General features: G+C 35.7%; 15 protein-coding genes. 9 read left to right on the top strand and 6 right to left on the bottom strand.

What is annotated here, in order from left to right; all coding sequences use genetic code 11:
* Nucleotides 1–44: 44 nt before the first annotated feature.
* Both MHI04_RS12710 and MHI04_RS12705 read right to left on the bottom strand, forming a co-directional pair.
* Entirely contained in the window at nucleotides 45–521 is a 477-nt protein-coding gene (locus tag MHI04_RS12710) for a DUF3231 family protein (protein WP_058844181.1), read from the bottom strand.
* A 95-nt stretch (nucleotides 522–616) separates the two neighbouring features.
* Nucleotides 617–1,297: a cupin domain-containing protein gene (locus MHI04_RS12705; RefSeq protein ID WP_036129120.1), complete on the bottom strand. Its 681-nt coding sequence runs from the start codon at nucleotides 1,295–1,297 to the stop codon at nucleotides 617–619.
* A gap of 1,021 nt (nucleotides 1,298–2,318) precedes the next feature.
* Here MHI04_RS12705 and MHI04_RS12700 point away from each other — a divergent pair.
* The 6 genes from MHI04_RS12700 to MHI04_RS12675 all read left to right on the top strand — a co-directional run bounded on the left by MHI04_RS12700 (nucleotide 2,319) and on the right by MHI04_RS12675 (nucleotide 9,294).
* On the top strand, nucleotides 2,319–6,398 hold the full coding sequence (locus MHI04_RS12700) for a S8 family serine peptidase (protein WP_342534893.1): 4,080 nt from the start codon (nucleotides 2,319–2,321) through the stop codon (nucleotides 6,396–6,398).
* Complete coding sequence (locus MHI04_RS12695; RefSeq protein WP_342534892.1) at nucleotides 6,398–6,604, top strand: hypothetical protein; 207 nt, start codon at nucleotides 6,398–6,400, stop codon at nucleotides 6,602–6,604. The genes MHI04_RS12700 and MHI04_RS12695 overlap by 1 nt, the downstream gene beginning before the upstream one ends.
* Nucleotides 6,605–7,127: 523 nt before the next feature.
* Nucleotides 7,128–7,349, top strand: coding sequence for a transcriptional regulator (locus MHI04_RS12690; protein WP_342503710.1), 222 nt, complete (start codon nucleotides 7,128–7,130; stop codon nucleotides 7,347–7,349).
* On the top strand, nucleotides 7,346–8,605 hold the full coding sequence (locus MHI04_RS12685) for a UV damage repair protein UvrX (protein WP_340809134.1): 1,260 nt from the start codon (nucleotides 7,346–7,348) through the stop codon (nucleotides 8,603–8,605). Before MHI04_RS12690 ends, MHI04_RS12685 begins: the two co-directional genes overlap by 4 nt.
* 13 nt (nucleotides 8,606–8,618) lie before the next feature.
* Complete coding sequence (locus tag MHI04_RS12680) at nucleotides 8,619–8,951, top strand: YolD-like family protein (RefSeq protein ID WP_058843639.1); 333 nt, start codon at nucleotides 8,619–8,621, stop codon at nucleotides 8,949–8,951.
* On the top strand, nucleotides 8,944–9,294 hold the full coding sequence (locus MHI04_RS12675) for a hypothetical protein (RefSeq protein WP_036116956.1): 351 nt from the start codon (nucleotides 8,944–8,946) through the stop codon (nucleotides 9,292–9,294). Before MHI04_RS12680 ends, MHI04_RS12675 begins: the two co-directional genes overlap by 8 nt.
* A 163-nt stretch (nucleotides 9,295–9,457) precedes the next feature.
* On the opposite strand, the gene MHI04_RS12670 is transcribed toward MHI04_RS12675, so the two are convergent.
* Nucleotides 9,458–10,396: a phosphotransferase gene (locus MHI04_RS12670; RefSeq protein WP_342534891.1), complete on the bottom strand. Its 939-nt coding sequence runs from the start codon at nucleotides 10,394–10,396 to the stop codon at nucleotides 9,458–9,460.
* A gap of 592 nt (nucleotides 10,397–10,988) precedes the next feature.
* Between MHI04_RS12670 and MHI04_RS12665 the strand changes: the two genes are divergently transcribed.
* Nucleotides 10,989–11,252 carry a hypothetical protein gene (locus MHI04_RS12665; protein ID WP_342534890.1) on the top strand — a complete coding sequence of 88 codons (264 nt, stop codon included), beginning with the start codon at nucleotides 10,989–10,991 and terminating at the stop codon, nucleotides 11,250–11,252.
* 214 nt (nucleotides 11,253–11,466) lie between these two features.
* On the opposite strand, the gene MHI04_RS12660 is transcribed toward MHI04_RS12665, so the two are convergent.
* Together MHI04_RS12660 and MHI04_RS12655 are read right to left on the bottom strand one after the other, a co-directional pair.
* Nucleotides 11,467–11,943 carry a GNAT family N-acetyltransferase gene (locus tag MHI04_RS12660; RefSeq protein WP_141903762.1) on the bottom strand — a complete coding sequence of 159 codons (477 nt, stop codon included), beginning with the start codon at nucleotides 11,941–11,943 and terminating at the stop codon, nucleotides 11,467–11,469.
* 719 nt (nucleotides 11,944–12,662) lie between these two features.
* Complete coding sequence (locus MHI04_RS12655) at nucleotides 12,663–12,881, bottom strand: hypothetical protein (protein WP_342534889.1); 219 nt, start codon at nucleotides 12,879–12,881, stop codon at nucleotides 12,663–12,665.
* Nucleotides 12,882–13,641: 760 nt separating this feature from the next.
* Here MHI04_RS12655 and MHI04_RS12650 point away from each other — a divergent pair.
* Both MHI04_RS12650 and MHI04_RS12645 read left to right on the top strand, forming a co-directional pair.
* The gene (locus MHI04_RS12650) at nucleotides 13,642–14,115 is read left to right on the top strand and encodes a peptide-methionine (S)-S-oxide reductase (RefSeq protein ID WP_340811353.1); all 474 of its coding nucleotides are present in this window, start codon (nucleotides 13,642–13,644) and stop codon (nucleotides 14,113–14,115) included.
* Between the two features lie 1,138 nt (nucleotides 14,116–15,253).
* Complete coding sequence (locus tag MHI04_RS12645) at nucleotides 15,254–17,026, top strand: oleate hydratase (RefSeq protein ID WP_342534888.1); 1,773 nt, start codon at nucleotides 15,254–15,256, stop codon at nucleotides 17,024–17,026.
* A gap of 339 nt (nucleotides 17,027–17,365) precedes the next feature.
* Here MHI04_RS12645 and MHI04_RS12640 read toward each other — a convergent pair whose 3' ends face one another.
* Nucleotides 17,366–18,547 (bottom strand): MFS transporter, encoded by a 1,182-nt coding sequence (locus tag MHI04_RS12640; RefSeq protein ID WP_342534887.1) that lies wholly within the window; start codon nucleotides 18,545–18,547, stop codon nucleotides 17,366–17,368.
* Nucleotides 18,548–18,557: the final 10 nt, after the last annotated feature.

Genomic DNA, 18,557 nt, shown 5'->3' with positions numbered 1-18,557 from the left:
AGGTCAAAAAAGAAGCTTCCGTTAGATAAAACGGATGCTTCTTTTTAGCTTTGAGGTGCTACTATCCAACCTTTACGCTTACTGAGGTCAATCAATTTTGCCCCTAATAGTGCATAACGCATATGAAGTTCACCATATTTAGTTAAGTGGAGCTTTTTTACTGACAAATCCAGTGCTTGGCTTACAGCAATTAAAGATGAGGCAATATTCATGGATAAAATAGCACTAATTTCGCCATCATTAATAGCCGATTTTCCACGAAGATCCGTTAGTTTCATCTTACTGTACTCGATTGCTGTAGTGGGTGCCAACATGCCATTTTCCTTTAATAATAATGTCAACTGCTTATTTTCCTCTTTTAAACATTGAATAAACTCCAAGATCATGATTTTTAAATGTTTATCACGTGTATGCTTAAAAAAGGCATGGCTTGAAGCAATATAGCTTTGATTGACACCAAGCTGTGACCAAAGCTTGAAAATTTCCTTAAATTGTAACGATGCTAGATTGTCCTTTATCATTATGGCACTTCCTAACTCTTAGTTTATCTAAGATTAGGATGGACAGGAAATGACATTCTATTCATCTTTTACAATAAAAGTTTACTAACGAGCCTTTAATAATAGGTGCCATAAGGAGACATGTGAGGATTAGGGTAGCGATATGGATAAGGGTATGGACATGGCTTCATGTAGTGCTGCGGCATTGTTTGTTTTGACGGAGTTTGATCGGTTGCTGACTGGACACGATGACAGCCTTTTGGTGGTCCGATATAAGTGGATGGAACAATCGGTGCAATTGTTTTCTTCCATTGTTCTTCATCTAAACAATACGTATGCGCCATAATATTTGCTGGTGTAAATTTCAATATATCGGAACCTAAAATGACCTCTGGCGTTGGTGCATCAAAAATCGCAAGTAAATGAGTATTATCTGCTGTTGCTATTTCATAATGCCACCAGCCTTGCGGTATATTGGCAACTTGCCCAGGTCTAATGGGATAGTTTTGTATTTTCTTTGTAAAGGGATTCAAGATGGAAACCGTCGCTGCCCCAGCGATACAATAGACGAGCTCAGCGGCATTTTGATGGTAGTGTGGCTCAACGATATTTTCTTTACTCAAAAAAATATCGAGTAAAGATGTATTTTCTACTGTATTTAATTGTTCCACACTAAGAATATTAATGTAATTTTGTGAATCCTTTTTAAAAAGCGTACTTTTATTAACATCAAAAGTGAATTCTGTAGAGGGAGAGGTATAGTCGATATTTGAGCTAATACTTACATCCTTTCTCATGAAAGTGGGATATTCATCATCATAGATTATGTTTCAACAGCATATAGGCTTACACAGATGCCTAGAGACCAGCTACGGAACGTATCTTTTTAAAAATTAGCTAAAATTACCACCTCTAATTAAGAATGTATGTACGTGTAAAGAAAAGTAGATATTTGTTCTTTTTATATAAAGTATTGTAAATGTGTAAAAGGCATATGCAGAGCTGTAAAGGGGCGTTCAACAGGAAAGAATCGGTAGCGTCACCAAATCGTCCATATGATGTAGATAGAGAAATCAGGTGCCATTACAAAAAGGTGTGTAAAAATCATCAACATAACAGGTGAATCTTTTACTTTACAAGGCAAGAGGGGTGTACGTTTCCTATAAACAATATTTTAGCCATGCTGCCCATTTTACAGCGAGAGTCTAAGGTCATAAAAGATATTTTTTATATTGATGTGGAATGTTTTTATATGGAGTAGTTATAGTATTCTATGGATATTATAACTGCTCTTTTTTTACCTATACACCTCTTCTATGATTCACCTATCCAATCATGAAATTTACACTGCTCTTATAGGGCATAGAAGGAATCTAGATAAACAAAATACCGTTCTTATTACTGTAAAACTGATGCACTTGATCCACAATCTATTAGCAGGCGGCCTTTTTAAAACAGTCGCTGGCTATTTTAATTTCCTAGATTACATATAAACCGACCCTTCCAATCCCTCCTTTTACAGCCCTCCTAATTTTCTATAAGCAACTACATCACTGACTGTATCTGCCACTGATGCCTTGATGGGGTTAATTGGAAATATTATGAATTACTGTGAGTTATTTATGGTTTGAAAGTTCTGTTTTTTTATACAATTACTAGGAAAATAGATTTAATCTATTTTTCATAAATTGATACAAATTATCAATATTTCAGAATATTTAAATATTCCGATTCTCGAATTAGTTCCATTGTGATAAATTGGAAATATCACACTAAACTGAAAAGTGTGACAATTAAAGGAAGAGGAGGAAATGAGATTTGAAAAATTTTAAGTTTATGAAGTTTTTAAGTAGTATTCTAGTTTTCGTTATGGTGCTTTCTCTATTAGTTCCATTGTCGAGTGCTAGTGCTGAAGAATCGAAACCATTCAAGCAAGATAGTCAAAGTGAAAGTATAATTCAACTAAAGGCGGCTATTGCTGAACAGCTAAGCTTGTCTAAAGATGGTCCAACCCTCCATGAAAGCTTAGAAAATGTATCAGGCAATCAAAAGGTTGCAGTCATCGTTCATTTATCCGAAAAGCCTGTTGCATTAGAGCAAGGAATAAGTGAAGTCAAAGGCCGAAAATTCTCTAATGCCCAAGCAAAAGAAGTTCGTTCCAATGTAAAAGTACAACAAGCAGAAGTTAAAAAAGAGTTAGCTATTAAAAATGTGGAGATGACTCAAGGTTACACATTTGATACTGTTTTAAACGGTTTTGCAGCAACTGTGAAGGCAAAGGATCTCCCAAAACTGCTTACAGTTGATGGAATTACATTAATTGAACCTGATGCAATTGTTTACGCATCAGAAGATAATACGATGAAATCATCGGAACTTATGAAGAAAGATTCAGTAGAAGCTCAAATGAATACAAGTAATTCTTTCCTTGGTATCGAACAGCTTTGGAAGGAAGGAATTGAAGGACAAGGAATAAAAGTAGCAGTATTAGATACTGGTATTGATGCAGATCACCCTGAATTCGCTGGAATTTATAAAGGCGGAAAAAACTTTATTCCAAATTCTTCTACTTACACGAAGCCTCGAGCAGATAACGATGCATCGGAAACATTACCTTCAGAGCGTCCAGTCGGGACACCTGAATTTAATGAAAAAGGAAGCTCGTTCTATACTTCTCATGGTACACATGTTGCTGGAACAATTGCAGCAATCGGCGCTAACGAATTTGGTATTAAAGGAATTGCGCCAAAAGTAGACCTTTATGCTTACCGTGTTCTTGGAGCATACGGAAGTGGAGCTACATCTGGTATTGTTAAAGCAATTGAAACTGCTGTAAAAGAAAAAATGGACGTTATCAACCTTTCACTTGGCGGGGGAGCCAATTCTGAAACGGATGCTGGTTCTTTTGCTATTAATAATGCAATGATGGCTGGAACAATCGGAGTAGTTGCAACAGGAAACTCTGGTCCAAATCGCGGAACAATGGGTACTCCTGCAACAGCTCGTTTAGGCATTGCTGTTGGTAACACAACAAATCCTGAAACAATGTATAACGGGGAAGTGAATGTTACAGTTGGCAATTACAACTTAACAAAACAGCTTCCATTAATGGGAACGACTTTTGGGAAAGATGTAGCAAAACAGCTTCAAGGAGAATTTGACCTAGTTGCTGTTCCTGGAAACGGAGAAGTAAAAGACTTTGAAGGAATTGATGTAGAAGGGAAAGTGGCATTGATTTCCCGTGGCGGTATCGCATTTGTTGATAAAATTGCGAATGCAAAGGCAAATGGAGCTGTCGCAACAATAATTCATAACTTTGCTGGCGGAACAAATGCACCGGACATTTCAGGCACATTCCTTGGTGATTCATTTGAATTTCTGCCAACATTCGACATGTCTCAAACGGATGGTAATGCAATTCGCGCTGCATTAGCAGGCGGAACTGGAAAAGTAAGTTTTAGTAAATTCGCTTCCACAAAGACACTTGGGGATGAGGTAAACTCTTCCAGTTCGCGCGGACCATCTACACCAAACTTTGATATTAAACCAGATGTAAGTGCACCTGGAACAAATATTATGTCAACGATTCCAATGTATAAAAAAGATTTCCCTGATGCAGATTATGGGGAAGCTTATGGTCGTAAAACAGGAACATCTATGGCAACACCGCATATTGCAGGTATTGTTGCATTAGTTAAACAAGCAAATCCTAGTTGGAACGCGTTCGATGTAAAAGTGGCGCTTTCTAATACAGCACAGGTTTTAGATACAACAAAATACGATGTGTTTTCTCAGGGTGCAGGGCGTGTAAATGCTTATGCAGCAGCTCATCCAGAAATTCTTGCCTATGCACTTGATAGCGCAATTTTGGATGGTACGGGTGCAGTTACAGAAAACTTGAAAGGGACAGTTACTTTCGGTCCACAATCATTGAAAGATCAGGATATTTCTGTAACGAAACAAGTTTTAGTAAAAGATATTAAAGGGAACGGCGGCAATTATAACGTATCGATTGATGTGACAAAAACATTTGGTGATGCAACTGTTACAGTAGATCAGCCGACATTTAATCTAGTTGGTGAGCAAGTGTTAAATATTACATTAACTGCTTCACAAGCTACGGCACCAAATGGCTCTGAAATATTAGGGTATATTTATATCAATGGAGGATCTACAGAAATTTCATTACCATTTGCAGCTGACTTAGGTGGCGAGGCAGTAACGGAAATTAAAGATTATAAGATTACAGAAACAGACCTATCCTTTAACGGCGATGGAGTGAAAGATTCAGCTGTACTTTCATTCACATTAACTGGAGACGTAACAACTAACTATATCGAGCTTTGGGATATTATGAATCCTGAAGGTGGAGAATACGAAGACGGCTACATTGGTTATCTACATGCAGGTACTGCGCTAGGAAAAGGCTCTTATACGCTAAATGTTGGTGGGCAGTACAAACCATGGGGATCAGAACCTGCCACAACGATTCCAGATGGCCTGTATACAATTGACTTCACTGGTCTTGCAGCATCAGGAGCAGTTTCCGATTATGTTGGGCCAATTGTTGTGAAAACAACTAAACCAGAAATTACAGGTTCAGTAGCTAATGGTGTCGCTACAGGACAGGTAACAGATAAGTATATCGACTACAATGAAGAGTTAGATTTATATGATTTAAATTATAATTTAAATGATAAATTAAAAGCTTCCTATATTTCGACGATAAATGGTGAAGTACAAGCACCAGTTCCTTTTGAATTAAATCAAGACGGTAGCTTTACATTCCCAGTAACAGCAGAAACTAATGCTGTATCAGTAAAAATTACTGACGCTGCCGGAAATGTTGGTGAAGCAAAGATATATGAAAATGAAGTAGTAACAGCACTTTCTGTAAATCCAACTGAGCTAGACCTAAAAGCTGGAGAAACTGCACAACTGACGGTAACAGAAACGTCAACGCCTGCAAAAGGTGATGCAACAGAGGAAGACGTAACTACAAAAGCTACTTATGTGGTTGGAGATGAAAACATTGCAACAGTAGCAAATGGATTAGTCACTGCAGTAGGTGAGGGCACGACTACTATTACTATTTCATATGGTGATAATAAAGTTACTGTAAATGTTACAGTTAAAGCACCTGTTGTAGAAGTAGTAACACTAGAAATTGACCAATCTCAGGTTGAAACTAGTATAGGTAAGGAAGTTGCCGTGAAGATTACTGAAGTAACCACTTTTGATGGGAAAACAACAGAAAAAGATGTTACAAAGCTTGCAACCTACGAAGTAGCGAATGATAAAATAGCTACTGTAAAAGCAGGGGTGGTAAAAGGAAAAGGTCAAGGTAATACGACGATTACGGTAACGTATGGTGAGCACACACTAACATTTGGTGTGTTTGTAAAGCAAGGTGATGACAACGGAAACGGTAATGGAAACGGTAATGGAAACGGTAATGGAAACGGTAATGGAAACGGAAACGGTAATGGAAACGGTAATGGAAACGGAAACGGTAATGGAAACGGTAATGGAAACGGAAACGGTAATGGAAACGGTAATGGAAACGGAAACGGTAATGGAAACGGTAATGGAAACGGAAACGGTAATGGAAACGGTAATGGAAACGGAAACGGTAATGGAAACGGTAATGGAAACGGAAACGGTAATGGAAACGGTAATGGAAACGGAAACGGTAATGGAAACGGAAATGGAAACGGAAACGGTAATGGAAACGGAAACGGTAATGGAAACGGAAACGGAAATGGAAACGGAAACGGAAATGGAACGGAAACGGTAATGGAAACGGAAACGGTAATGGAAACGGAAACGGAAATGGAAACGGAAACGGAAATGGAAACGGAAATGGAAACGGAAACGGAAATGAAACGGAAACGGTAATGGAAACGGAAACGGAAACGGAAACGGAAACGGTAATGGAAACGGAAATGGAAACGGAAATGGAAACGGAAACGGAAACGGAAACGGTAATGGAAACGGAAACGGAAACGGAAATGGAAACGGAAACGGAAATGGAAACGGAAACGGAAATGGAAACGGAAACGGAAATGGAAATGGAAACGGAAATGGAAACGGTAATCAAATAATAATAAAGTCACCGTGGATGATTTATAGTTAATTTCAGTTCAAGTAAAAAGAGAAATTGCACCTCGCAATTTCTCTTTTTACTATTATTTATAAAGAAGTCCCTTTTAAAAAATTATCTCCTACTAAACTAACTGTGACATATTCTTTCGAATTTTCTTGCCATATTTGATATAAATCAGTTCCTCTTTATTTCTCCCATTCATAGTTCACTTCTTGATCAAGATTTTTTTACCTATTCCCTAATCACAGATGATACAACATTTCCAAAAAGGGCTCACTGGCACTGATAGAATATCAATGCTAGATGGCTGCTTAGTTTTTTACAACTTTCTACTTGACAGGGATAAATTTGAGTACTTGGTCTTTTTCCAAAAATTGAACATTGCCAAGATGAGAACATTCGTTCTATTATGTATACAAACAAATGTTCTTACGTAATATAGGTAAAAGGGAAAATCATTGTGCTAATAATAAATAACAATCATTTCAAAAAATTACGAGAGGCAATGGGAGGAAACTAAGATGAGAGAACAACTGATTAAAGCTATGCAGCATAAACAATTAGTGAATATGATGTATCTAGCAAAAGATGGCTCCATAACAAAAAGGCGTGTAAAAGTCATTAAAATTGTTGGTGATTCATTCCAGGCGTTTTGTTTTACAAGACATGCAAAACGTACTTTTTTGATTAGGAATGTTCTAGCTGTTATTCCTTTTGTTAGTAAGGGACGTGAAGTTATATGAATTATGAGGGTATGCCCAATAGACCAATTATGTGTATCGATATGAGATGCTTTTATGCCAGTATCGTGGCGATGTTACATGGGCTAGATGTTTTAAAAACGCCAGTTGCCGTAGTAGCAAATTTTGACCAACCAGGTAGCGTAGTGCTTGCGGCATCACCATTGATGAAAGAGAAATTTAAAATCAAAACTGGAAGTAGACGTTATGAGATACCAAAACATCCTGACATTAGATTGTTTGAGCCTAAAATGAGTTTCTTTATTCAAATGTCGATGACGATTACTAAATTAATCTCTAATTATGTACCAGTTGATGCGATACATGTGTATAGTGTGGACGAAAGTTTTGTTGATTTAACTGGCACTGAAAAGCTTTGGGGTTCACCTGAGGAAACGGCTAAGGAAATACAAAGAGCTATTCTTGACCAATTTAATATACCTAGTGCAGTAGGTATGGGACCAAATATGTTAATAGCCAAATTAGCTTTAGACCTTGAAGCAAAGAAAACAGGTTTCGCTAAATGGACATATGAAGATATTCCAAAAAAATTATGGCCAGTTCAACCCCTTTCTGAAATGTGGGGGATCGGTAAACAGATGGAAGCAAATCTAAATGCTATGGGGATACAAACAGTCGGTGGTTTGGCTAATACAGATTTAAAAGAATTAGAAAAGCGCTTTGGTGTAATGGGCAATCAACTCTATTACCATGCATGGGGAATAGATCTATCCAAATTAGGGGAGCCGTTAATAACAAACGGAGCGTTAAGTTTTGGGAAGGGCCAAATGCTGATGAGGGATTACCATACACGTAAAGAAATCTCTGTAGTACTTCTTGAAATGTGTGAGGACGTAATGAAGCGAACGCGGGATGCAGGTTATGTTGGTCGTACAATTAGTATTGGTCTTTCTTATAGTCGAAACGCTCTGACCAAAGGATTCCATCGATCTAAAACAATTGCAGTACCGACAAGCGAAACACTTGTGATGTATAAAACTTGTATTGAATTACTGGATAAATATTTTACAGGTGAACCAACTCGGCAAATAGCTGTCCGAATCTCCAACCTGGAAAGAGAGCATAGTATCCAATTAGATTTATTCGATGATCGTAAGCCACAGCGTCAAATAATCGGTCCTACAATGGATGCAATACGCAACAGGTTTGGAGCTACTTCAATATTAAGAGCAGTTTCTTTCACAAAAGCTGGGACGGCTATTAAGCGCGATCGCTTAGTTGGTGGTCATTTGGCATAGGAGTGATTTATTAATGATACAAGACAGAGGTCATATTAAATGGGCGTCGATGATGTTGCCGGAGCATTTAGAGCTTCTTAGAGAGTATAAACAAGAGCATCCAGAACAGCCAAGAGAATTGACTGAGTGGGAACTGGAAGAACTACAAAAAGCAATTGATCAAGCTTTTAATCAGCAATTGCACATAAAATTAGAAGTGTGGGAGGACTACAAAATCACACAATGGACTGGAATAATTAAATCGATTAATACTAATGAACTCATACTTGAAACACTACTTATAACGAAACGTATTCCAATTCAAAGTATTCAATCAGCTCAACTGGATGCTGATTATTATGATTAAAGCCAACGAAAGACAGTTACTGCATAAATATCTTTTGTTAGAGCTAGCAGTTAAATCATTACAGGTTGACTACTGTAGATTGGAGCAGTTTAAAATGAAAACGGTATTTCTTCCAATGATGGATTCATTGCTAAAGGATCTAAGACAGGAATATTTTCACCTCAAAGGAGAACTTGCACAAAAACGTATACGAGTAGTAGGCTGGCAACTAGTAGATGAATACTTTAGTGACGTACAAGTTGCCACTGCAGGTAATGATGTAGTACTTCGTTATGCAAATCAAGCTCTGAAATCACAGGTGGAAAAATTGTTGATGCATCATATACATGTAGCTTTAAAATAAAGATTGATTAAAGAAAATTTTTCCTTCATTTATCAGCAAACGTAAAAACACTCCATTTTGAAAAAATATTGATCAAAATGGAGTTAAGTATGAGATTTTTATTTGATTAATTAAATGAGCCTTATTCAACTAAAGCTCTGTTAGTTGAATAGACAAAATTCACCTAAATTTTCAGAAGGGAGTGTTTATGCTCAATTCTTATCCTGAAATGGTTCATTATTCGTATTTGTTCTTCAGTTAATTTTTCTATGTCCCAATACATATGCATTAAACTGTATTCAAAAATTTCCTTTAATTTTATAAATAGAGGGAGTTTTTCTAACATCTCTGATGATATAGAATTTTCTTCCTGATACCCTTCAATTATTGCGTTAGATATAGAACGACCATAGTCAACAATATTACTGTTTCCTACAAATGAATATTCCATCGCACTATAGATTGGAACAGCTAAATCAAATATATAGAAGTTTTTTTCGCAATCTTGAAAATCAATCATCGTAAAATTATTATGACTATCTACCAATATGTTTTCTAACCATAAATCACCGTGTATCAAACCATAATCTGACTGTTTTTTCGGAATATCCTTTATTGAGGATAAAACCTCATCTGCAATTTCTCTAATTATATTTTCTTCTTTAGGGATATATTTCAGAAAAGCATATTCTTCATTCTCATACCAATCGTTAATGTATTTAACGGTCTCTATATTTTCAAATGTTTTTGATAGGCGATGTAAACGACCAATTTGTCGACCTAATTCTTTTAAAACCATTGCATTCCATTGACTTCTATGCAAGTGTGCACCTGAAGCACCCTTATATAGAACAGTTAGAACTTCACTTTTTAATGTCATTTTTTCAATTAATTTTCCGTTTAATGATTGTATTATGGGGGATACTCCAAATCCTTCGCTATACAAAAAATTAGTATATTTAATTTCTTCTAACTGTTCATCATATGTTTTATAGTTTGTTATTCTTGCAAAATAGTCCCCATGTTCTGTAATACATCGAAACATTTCATTAGTCACTGATTCGACTGCCATAATATTAACTGGATAAATTTTGTTAAGTGATTCAAGTATCCTTTGTTCCATAATCTTTTACTCCTCCTTTTATCTTTAATCCCATTAGACATTGTCAAGATTGTCATTATGATAAAAAACACTGTATATTCCCTGATTATACCATATGGAAAATCTCTGTTATTTAACTAAATTACAAACATATGGAAGACAATTTAAATACAATGTGCATCCAAACAGTTGGGGGTAGCCCATGCAGATGGAACGGAATTAGCAAAGCGCTTTGGGGAATTAATACTATTATCATGCATAAGGCATTGTTTTCTACATTGGGTGAGCCATTAGTGAGCAATGCGGGCTAAGCCTTGGGAAGGACCAGATGCTGATGAAGGATTATCACACATAAAAATACATTGCGGTTGTGCTGTTAGAAATATGTGGGGACGTGATGCGACATCCAACAGAGTAGGGTGGACTGTTAGCTTGGGCCTCCCTTATAGTCGCAATGCGCTGAATGGGAGCTTGAAAAATTACAACAAACCATCACACATGCATTCGTACAACATAACGATATTATGTTAACTATACGGAAGCAGGCTAATTATGGACAATGGGGAGGCACCATTCAAATGGAGCAGGGAAAACCACGCTTTGTAAGGTATTAGTGAGGCTATACAGACAGCAAAAAGGACAAATTCTTTTAAAGGATAAAGTGTTATCACCATCAAAGCGAAGTAAGCTAACCTATTTTGTCATGCAGGACCCAGATTATCCACTTTATGTGGCAAGTGTTGGGAATGAAATCATGTTAGGCCGACAAGTAACAGAGACTCTAAGCAACAAGGCGAACGAAGCACTGGAAAATTTTTTGCTTGTCCCACTAAAGGACAGACACCCTGCATCACTATCAGCAGTATTCTGTAGCTGATGCACAAATTGTACCACGGGATGAGCCTACTAGCGGGTTAGATAGGGCAAAAATGGGTGTAGCACATGGCAAATCAAAATAAATTTGTTTTTATCATTACACATGATTAGGCTTTTATAGACATTATTTGTGATGAAGTGTTAGTTCTATAAGGAAAGGACCATAAAAATAGCAACGTCACTCATTTGAACAATGCAAATGAGTGACGTTTACTTCAAAGCGGCAAGTTCATAACGATTTGCTCACCAATAGGGCCTATTTTTCTTTCTCCGTGGTCCACAAAGCCAACTTTGGCATATAGATGCTGGGCAGCCGTGTTTTTATGATTGACAACTAACACCACTTCGTTACATTCTTTAAATTCCTGTTTGACAAAATCAGCTAGTGCAAACATAGCCTTTTTAGCATAACCTTTACCTTGCTGTTGATGATCGATAGACAAAGCGGTTAGTAACATTGCTTGGGGATTACTGGAATATTCTTTTACTCTATCCGTTGCATGAAGAACAAAAAAACCAACTGGCACATGATTACTTAAAATGACAATAGGATATTGTCCAACCTTTTCAATCGTAATTTCTTTTGGAAGGGCTGTAAACTGGTGTTGTTCTTCAGGTAGTTCAAAGCTGTTTAATTGCTCCACATAGTCTTCAGAGAAATGTACTAATTCAATGCTCGTTGTTGTTTGCATAAAAAAGCCTCCTTTTTTATTATTTTAACTACAGAACAAATGTTCGTCAAGGAGGCTTGTATAAAAATAACGCAAGTTTGGGCTTTTTAACTTAATAAGTGACCGAAAAATAAAATGAAAGAAATACTAATAATTAAAATAAGTGTGATAACCATTGTCAATATTCCCCGAAGCAAGGTCGTTAAATTTCTTACATCTTTCATGCCCATAAGGCTAAGATAGAAACAGACAATGGACAAAAGTAGTGTCAATGTCAATGGATGAACATGAAGGTAGGTGTCAAAAAAGTTTTTCAATGTGCCTGATAGAAAAAATAGTAGGGTACAACCTAAAGAAAAAATAAATGACCAAAAGTTTAAATTAATTCCCATTGTTTCCCTCCTTCCTACAAAAACGAATTTGTCGTATCGATGTGCCAATGATTCCGTTTGATAGGGTAAAAGGATGAAACAAACAAAAGGGTAGGTGTAAAAGGAGGTCACTTGGACGAAAGTGACCTCAAGTACCATAAAGGAGTATAACGTAAAGTTGAAAGAACTTTACATTACTATTAGTATGCCTGAGCTAGTTGTTGAAGATAGTTATCTATCTCAGACACTAGCTTTTAATTATAAGTCCATATAAAAAAGCTAGAAAAACCTAAGAGAAGGCTGCGGGAGTTGTTTCCTTAGCCTTCTATAAAGGAATAGAAGCTAAAAAACATCCTAGACGGATGTTTTTTAGTATAACGGCTGCTGACAAGGGGGAAAGCTGTTGACATCTTGAATCATATGAAAATCATATTGCTTTAAGGCGAATTGACTTTGATACAAATATTCAAGGACAAGTAGTTTCCCATCTGAAACACCACAGAGGACACCTGAAGTACCTTGACCATTTGTCAAAGAAACACCGACAGGCTGACCGATTAAGTAAGCAATTTTATGTTGCCAAGGCACAATAGCCACTCCTTTCATTATAATATATGAATGTGGTGGCTAGAGGTGCTTGCCAATAAAGTGACTTACATTAAAACGTAGCCTCTGTTATTTGTTAAATTGCCATTATCTTAAAGGAATAGGAGTTATAATTGGGTTTCTGATTTTCAGTGGGAATATTGATTTACATAAAAAAGCAAGAGGGGGTTCTTTTAAGTAAAGATAAAAACTATTCACAGAAGAAAACAAAGCAGCAAGGAAGTTACTGATAAAATTCAACTTTATAAGAAGAAGGCCATTTAAGACAATATGAATGCAACCGTGTTACTGAAGAATGTAGTGATATGTTGATCTATTCTTTATTGCATACAAAAGGGATAGCATTGTACAAAAACATCTTGGGGGCGATGTTAAAGGTGCTATCCCGCCATTAATGTATGTGTAAACGGTTATAAACATTACCACTGTGTGTAAATTAGAAAAAACGAAAAATTTTCTTTAAAGTAATGATGTCTTTTGATGATTACTGTAAGTAAAAAAGGCTAATCGCGACCAGCCTCCTACCATAGCAGGTCTAATAATCTCCCACCATACACAGAGATGCTTTTTTACTAACGACGCAGTTAGTTAAAGAGCGTTGCTTGACTTGTGTTCAACAATCGGACCATAATGTGACATAATAAAATTTGTCATTATTTTAATGTGTAATAGACTTAGTAATTACATTTGTTCTTCCTATATTACTTGAAATGAATTTTTTTAAATAAAAAGGAGAGTCAGTATGGAGATAGTATATTTTGCAGGTGGATGTTTATGGGGAGTACAAGCTTTTATAAAAACTTTACCTGGAATTACGTTTACAGAAGCAGGAAGAGCTAATGGCACAGGTCATACACTGGAGGGCGATTATGATGGGTACGCCGAATGTGTAAAAACGGAATTTGATCCGACCATTGTCACAATCAGGGAATTAATGGGGTATTTTTTTGAAATCATTGATCCATACAGTTTGAATCAACAAGGACAGGATATTGGCGAGAAATACAGAACGGGAGTATATAGTGAAAAGCCTGAACACTTACAAGAGGCGAAGGCGTTTCTTGATGAGAGAAATGATTACGATCTTATAGTTGTTGAAGTATTACCTCTTACAAACTATGTAAGAAGTGCAGAAGAACATCAAGATAGGTTAGCTAGATGTCCAAATGATTATTGTCATATTCCAAAAGAAATATTAAATAAGTATAAGTATTGAAGAACATTGAGTTGCATCGGCAGCTCTTTTTTCTTTTAAACTAATAGTGCACGTTATATGCCCGTTTTATAAAAGAATATAATTTTAGCATGATTAGTTCTATTATTATTATTGGTATTGCAGGCATACTTTATGCTTTGGTGGAAAATTCTTTTCAAGAGAAATATAAAATTTGCTTAAACTAACGGGTAGCAATTGTTCAATTTAGTACACTCGCTTCCTGTGCTAAAGGGGCAGATTAGAAGTACTTAATGTGGATATTAACAATATACACTTGTTTTTGAACATCGTCCTCCAAACAAATTTAGAAAAACGTTTTCAAGATTTATCATTTATTCAATGTGCTTCTTGGAGTTATCCATCTAGATAGATTTATCAAAAAATCACTCATGCCAATATCATGAGTGATTTTTAATAGGTAACCTATTAAATAACGCCATCAGCTTTGGTTTTTTGTGTCATTTTTTTTATTTCTAAGTATAAATGATGTCAGGAATAAGAAGCTTGCCACCCATAACGAATAGAAAAGATTTTCAAGCAACGCCCAATGCCCATTTTTAAAATAATCCCATCCTGTTGATAATAAAAATACAACGATAATGAATGTGATATATATAGATTTTCCGAATGTAGTCAATTTAAACACCTCTATTTGTAATGTATGTAAATTGTAGCGTCAGTGAAAGTAGCAGGCTAAAATCAAAGAAGTCCCATTATTATTAGCTATTACAGGTCATTTTAAACGAGATAATGAGAGATCCGAAAAAAGAATGATCAGTGAATAGGTGTTTTTAGTTATAAAAAGATTTTTTAATATAATAATTATGCAAATTTAACAACCGGAAAATTGTATAATTATCCCACTGGTATAGCATAATGAATGAGCATGGAACAGTGTATAAATGCTTTATCGAGATGGAGCTATGTAATTTGTAGATACTGTATAATTCCTTTTTAAAAAAGGGTTTTTTGAAATGATTTATAAAAATACAAGAAGATGTGATGTCAAATGATACGAGCATCCATTTAGGAGACATGCTATCGAATTTGAATTTTTTGTTAATTTATCTTTCTTTTTCCCATTTAGGTGCCAATGAGTGTTATTCTATATTGGAATAATAATTATGGAGGCGATATTATGTATTACAGTAATGGTAATTATGAAGCTTTCGCACGTCCGAAAAAAACCGAGGGTGTCGATGAAAAATCAGCCTATCTGATTGGTTCGGGGCTTGCCTCACTTTCAGCCGCATGTTTTTTAATTCGTGATGGCCAAATGAAAGGTGAGAATATTCATATTCTTGAAGAGTTAGATATTTCAGGCGGTAGTCTTGACGGAATTTTAAATCCGACAAGAGGGTTTATTATTCGTGGTGGTCGAGAAATGGAAGATCACTTTGAATGCTTATGGGATTTATTCCGTTCCATTCCATCATTAGAAATAGAAAATGCTTCGGTTTTAGATGAATTTTATTGGTTAAATAAAGAAGATCCTAATTATTCAAAATGTAGATTAATGGAGAATCGAGGACAAAGATTAGAGGATGACGGAAAGTTCACATTATCCGATCAATCGTCTGAAGAAATGATTAAATTATTCTTTACGCCTGAAGAGAAGCTAGAGGATAAAAAAATTACAGATATTTTCTCTGATGAATTTTTTGAATCGAATTTTTGGCTGTATTGGTCCACGATGTTTGCCTTTGAAAAATGGCATTCTGCTATGGAAATGCGTCGTTACATTATGCGCTTTATCCATCATATTGGTGGATTACCAGATTTATCTGCACTGAAATTTACAAAGTATAACCAGTATGAATCCCTAGTACTTCCGATGATCAACTATTTAGAAAAACATAATGTTGATTTCCAATATAATACGGTTGTCGAAAATGTTCTAATTGACAATGTTGGAGATAAAAAGGTAGCTCATACATTAGTGTTAAAGCAAAATGGTGAGAAAAAAAATATAGAGCTAACCGAAAATGAATTGGTTTTTGTGACAAATGGTAGTATTACGGAAAGTACAACGTATGGAGACAATAACACACCAGCCCCTGAAACAACTGACTTAGGAGGAAGCTGGTCTCTTTGGAAAAACATCGCTGCCCAAGATGCTGCGTTTGGAAGACCAGAAAAATTCTGTGATAATTTGCCGAAAGAAAGTTGGTTTGTTTCAGCAACACTCACTACATTAGATGATCGAGTAGCACCTTATATTGAAAAGATTAGTAAAAGAGATCCATATGCGGGGAAAGTCGTTACGGGTGGGATTGTAACAGCAAAAGATTCGAATTGGATGCTAAGCTATACATTGAATCGACAACCTCATTTTAAAAATCAACCAAAAGATCAATTAGTTGTTTGGATTTATGGTTTACTATCTAATAAACCAGGGGATTTTATTAAAAAAAGTATTACGGAATGTAGTGGCAGTGAGATAGCACAAGAGTGGTTGTACCATATGGGTGTACCTGTTGAGGATATTCCAGATTTAGCGCAAAATTCTTGTCAGACAATCCCATGCTATATGCCATATATCACATCTTACTTTATGCCGAGAGCAATAGGCGATCGTCCGTTAGTTGTCCCAAAAGGATCTGTAAACTTAGCCTTTATAGGGAATTTTAGTGAAACTGAAAGAGATACCGTATTCACAACAGAATATTCAGTAAGAACAGCAATGGAGGCGGTTTATCAATTATTAGCAATTGACCGAGGGGTTCCTGAAGTATTTGCTTCTGCCTTTGATATTCGTACGTTATTAGCGTCAACGGCTCGCTTACTAGATGGTAAAAAATTGACAGATATAGATGCGCCATTTATCTTAAAACAAATCGGTAAATTAGGTATTCATAAAACAAAGGATACAATCATTTATGATTTACTAAAAGAAAGTAAATTGATATAAAAAAATAGCTCATCCTAACAATTTGAATCAGCACAAAAAAATAATAGACAAAGTCGAAATTCGGACTTTGTCTATTATTTTTTTAATTATTTAGCTTATCGGAAATATTTCTTAATATTTCAGTTTGTTCCTTTTGTAAGTTAATAAATTTAAGTAAGAACCAAACAATGAAAACAACTGGGACAAGATAAAAAAATAATAGCAGAAAAACAGGGATAATGCCGAGTAATAATTCCATAATTGTATGAAAACCTCCTTATTGGTTTATTATACCATAATAATTATGGGGGGAAGCGGCCAATTTTTGAAGATAGCTCAACCTACTAGCAACCATATTTATTACATAGTACAATGCTTTAAACTAGAATACTGGAATAGCGAAATAAGAAAAAATAAAACACCCAAAAAAACAAAGAGGAGGGTACTTGGCAGAACAAGACTTAATCCAGAAAACATACCACCGATTGCCATACCTGAATAGCGAATAAAATTAAACAGTCCTAAGGCAGCTCCTCTATATTCGCTATATTCATTACTTATAATCGTTGAAAATAGTGGAGGGGCAAATCCAATTGCTAAGCCATACACAAATAACAGGGTACTTAATACGATAATTGATTGAGTATGTAGGAAACCAAAAGCTATAATTAACAACGGGAGGAAAAATAAAACAGTGATAAATAGCTTTTTCAACGTCACTTTCTTCTGTATTTTTTTAAAGATAACACTCCCCAAAATCATACTAACAGTTAAAGGTAAGTATAATAATCCAATGTTTTGTAACGATATATGATAATGATCGTGGAGCAAGATCGGTAAAAATACTAGAATGACAAAGTAAATAAAGAAGACAAAAAAGCTTACCGTCATCGTCATTAAACCGACACGATTCAAAAAAATGGCTCGATAGATTTGTGTAAAGTTACTAGCATTTTCTTGACCGTTATTTCTTTTTCCGTTGTTAGGAAATGCCAGCATAGTAAACACAAGTAATAGGGTTGCAATAAGAAATAGACATAAAAAAATACCTTGGTAGCCATAATATTCGCCTAATATTCCACCTACTATTGGAGAAACTGCTGGGGCCAGGGAAAGTAGTATTTGATACGTCCCCATTGCGCTCCCCCTTGCTTCACCATCAAATAAGTGTGAAATCATATTTATCGTAACCAAGGGAATAACACCAGCTCCAATGGCTTGAACAATCCTAAAGGTCATAAATACTAAAAAGTTGGTTGTAAATGCACAGACGATGGTCGAGATACTAATTAACAAGAAACTAAAGATCAACAAGCGTTTTTGATTTTGGGTATCTATTACTGCACCTAAAAAAATTTGAACCATGGCTATGATAAAAATAAAGCTACTGACAGTGAAATTCACCCAATTAATAGATACGCTAAATGAATCCCGAATGAGTGGAATGACAGGCGTATAAATATTTTGATTTAAAGAAGCGAAGAAACTGCTTATACTTAACAAATACAATGCAAGTATTTTCGTTTGAGCTAGTCGAGACATATACATTCTC

The sequence above is a fragment of the Lysinibacillus sp. FSL K6-1151 genome (assembly GCF_038630755.1).
Taxonomy (GTDB): Bacteria; Bacillota; Bacilli; order Bacillales_A; family Planococcaceae; genus Lysinibacillus; species Lysinibacillus fusiformis_D.
Note: the sequence above shows the minus strand (reverse complement) of the source record. Positions and strands in the feature narration are given on the sequence as shown.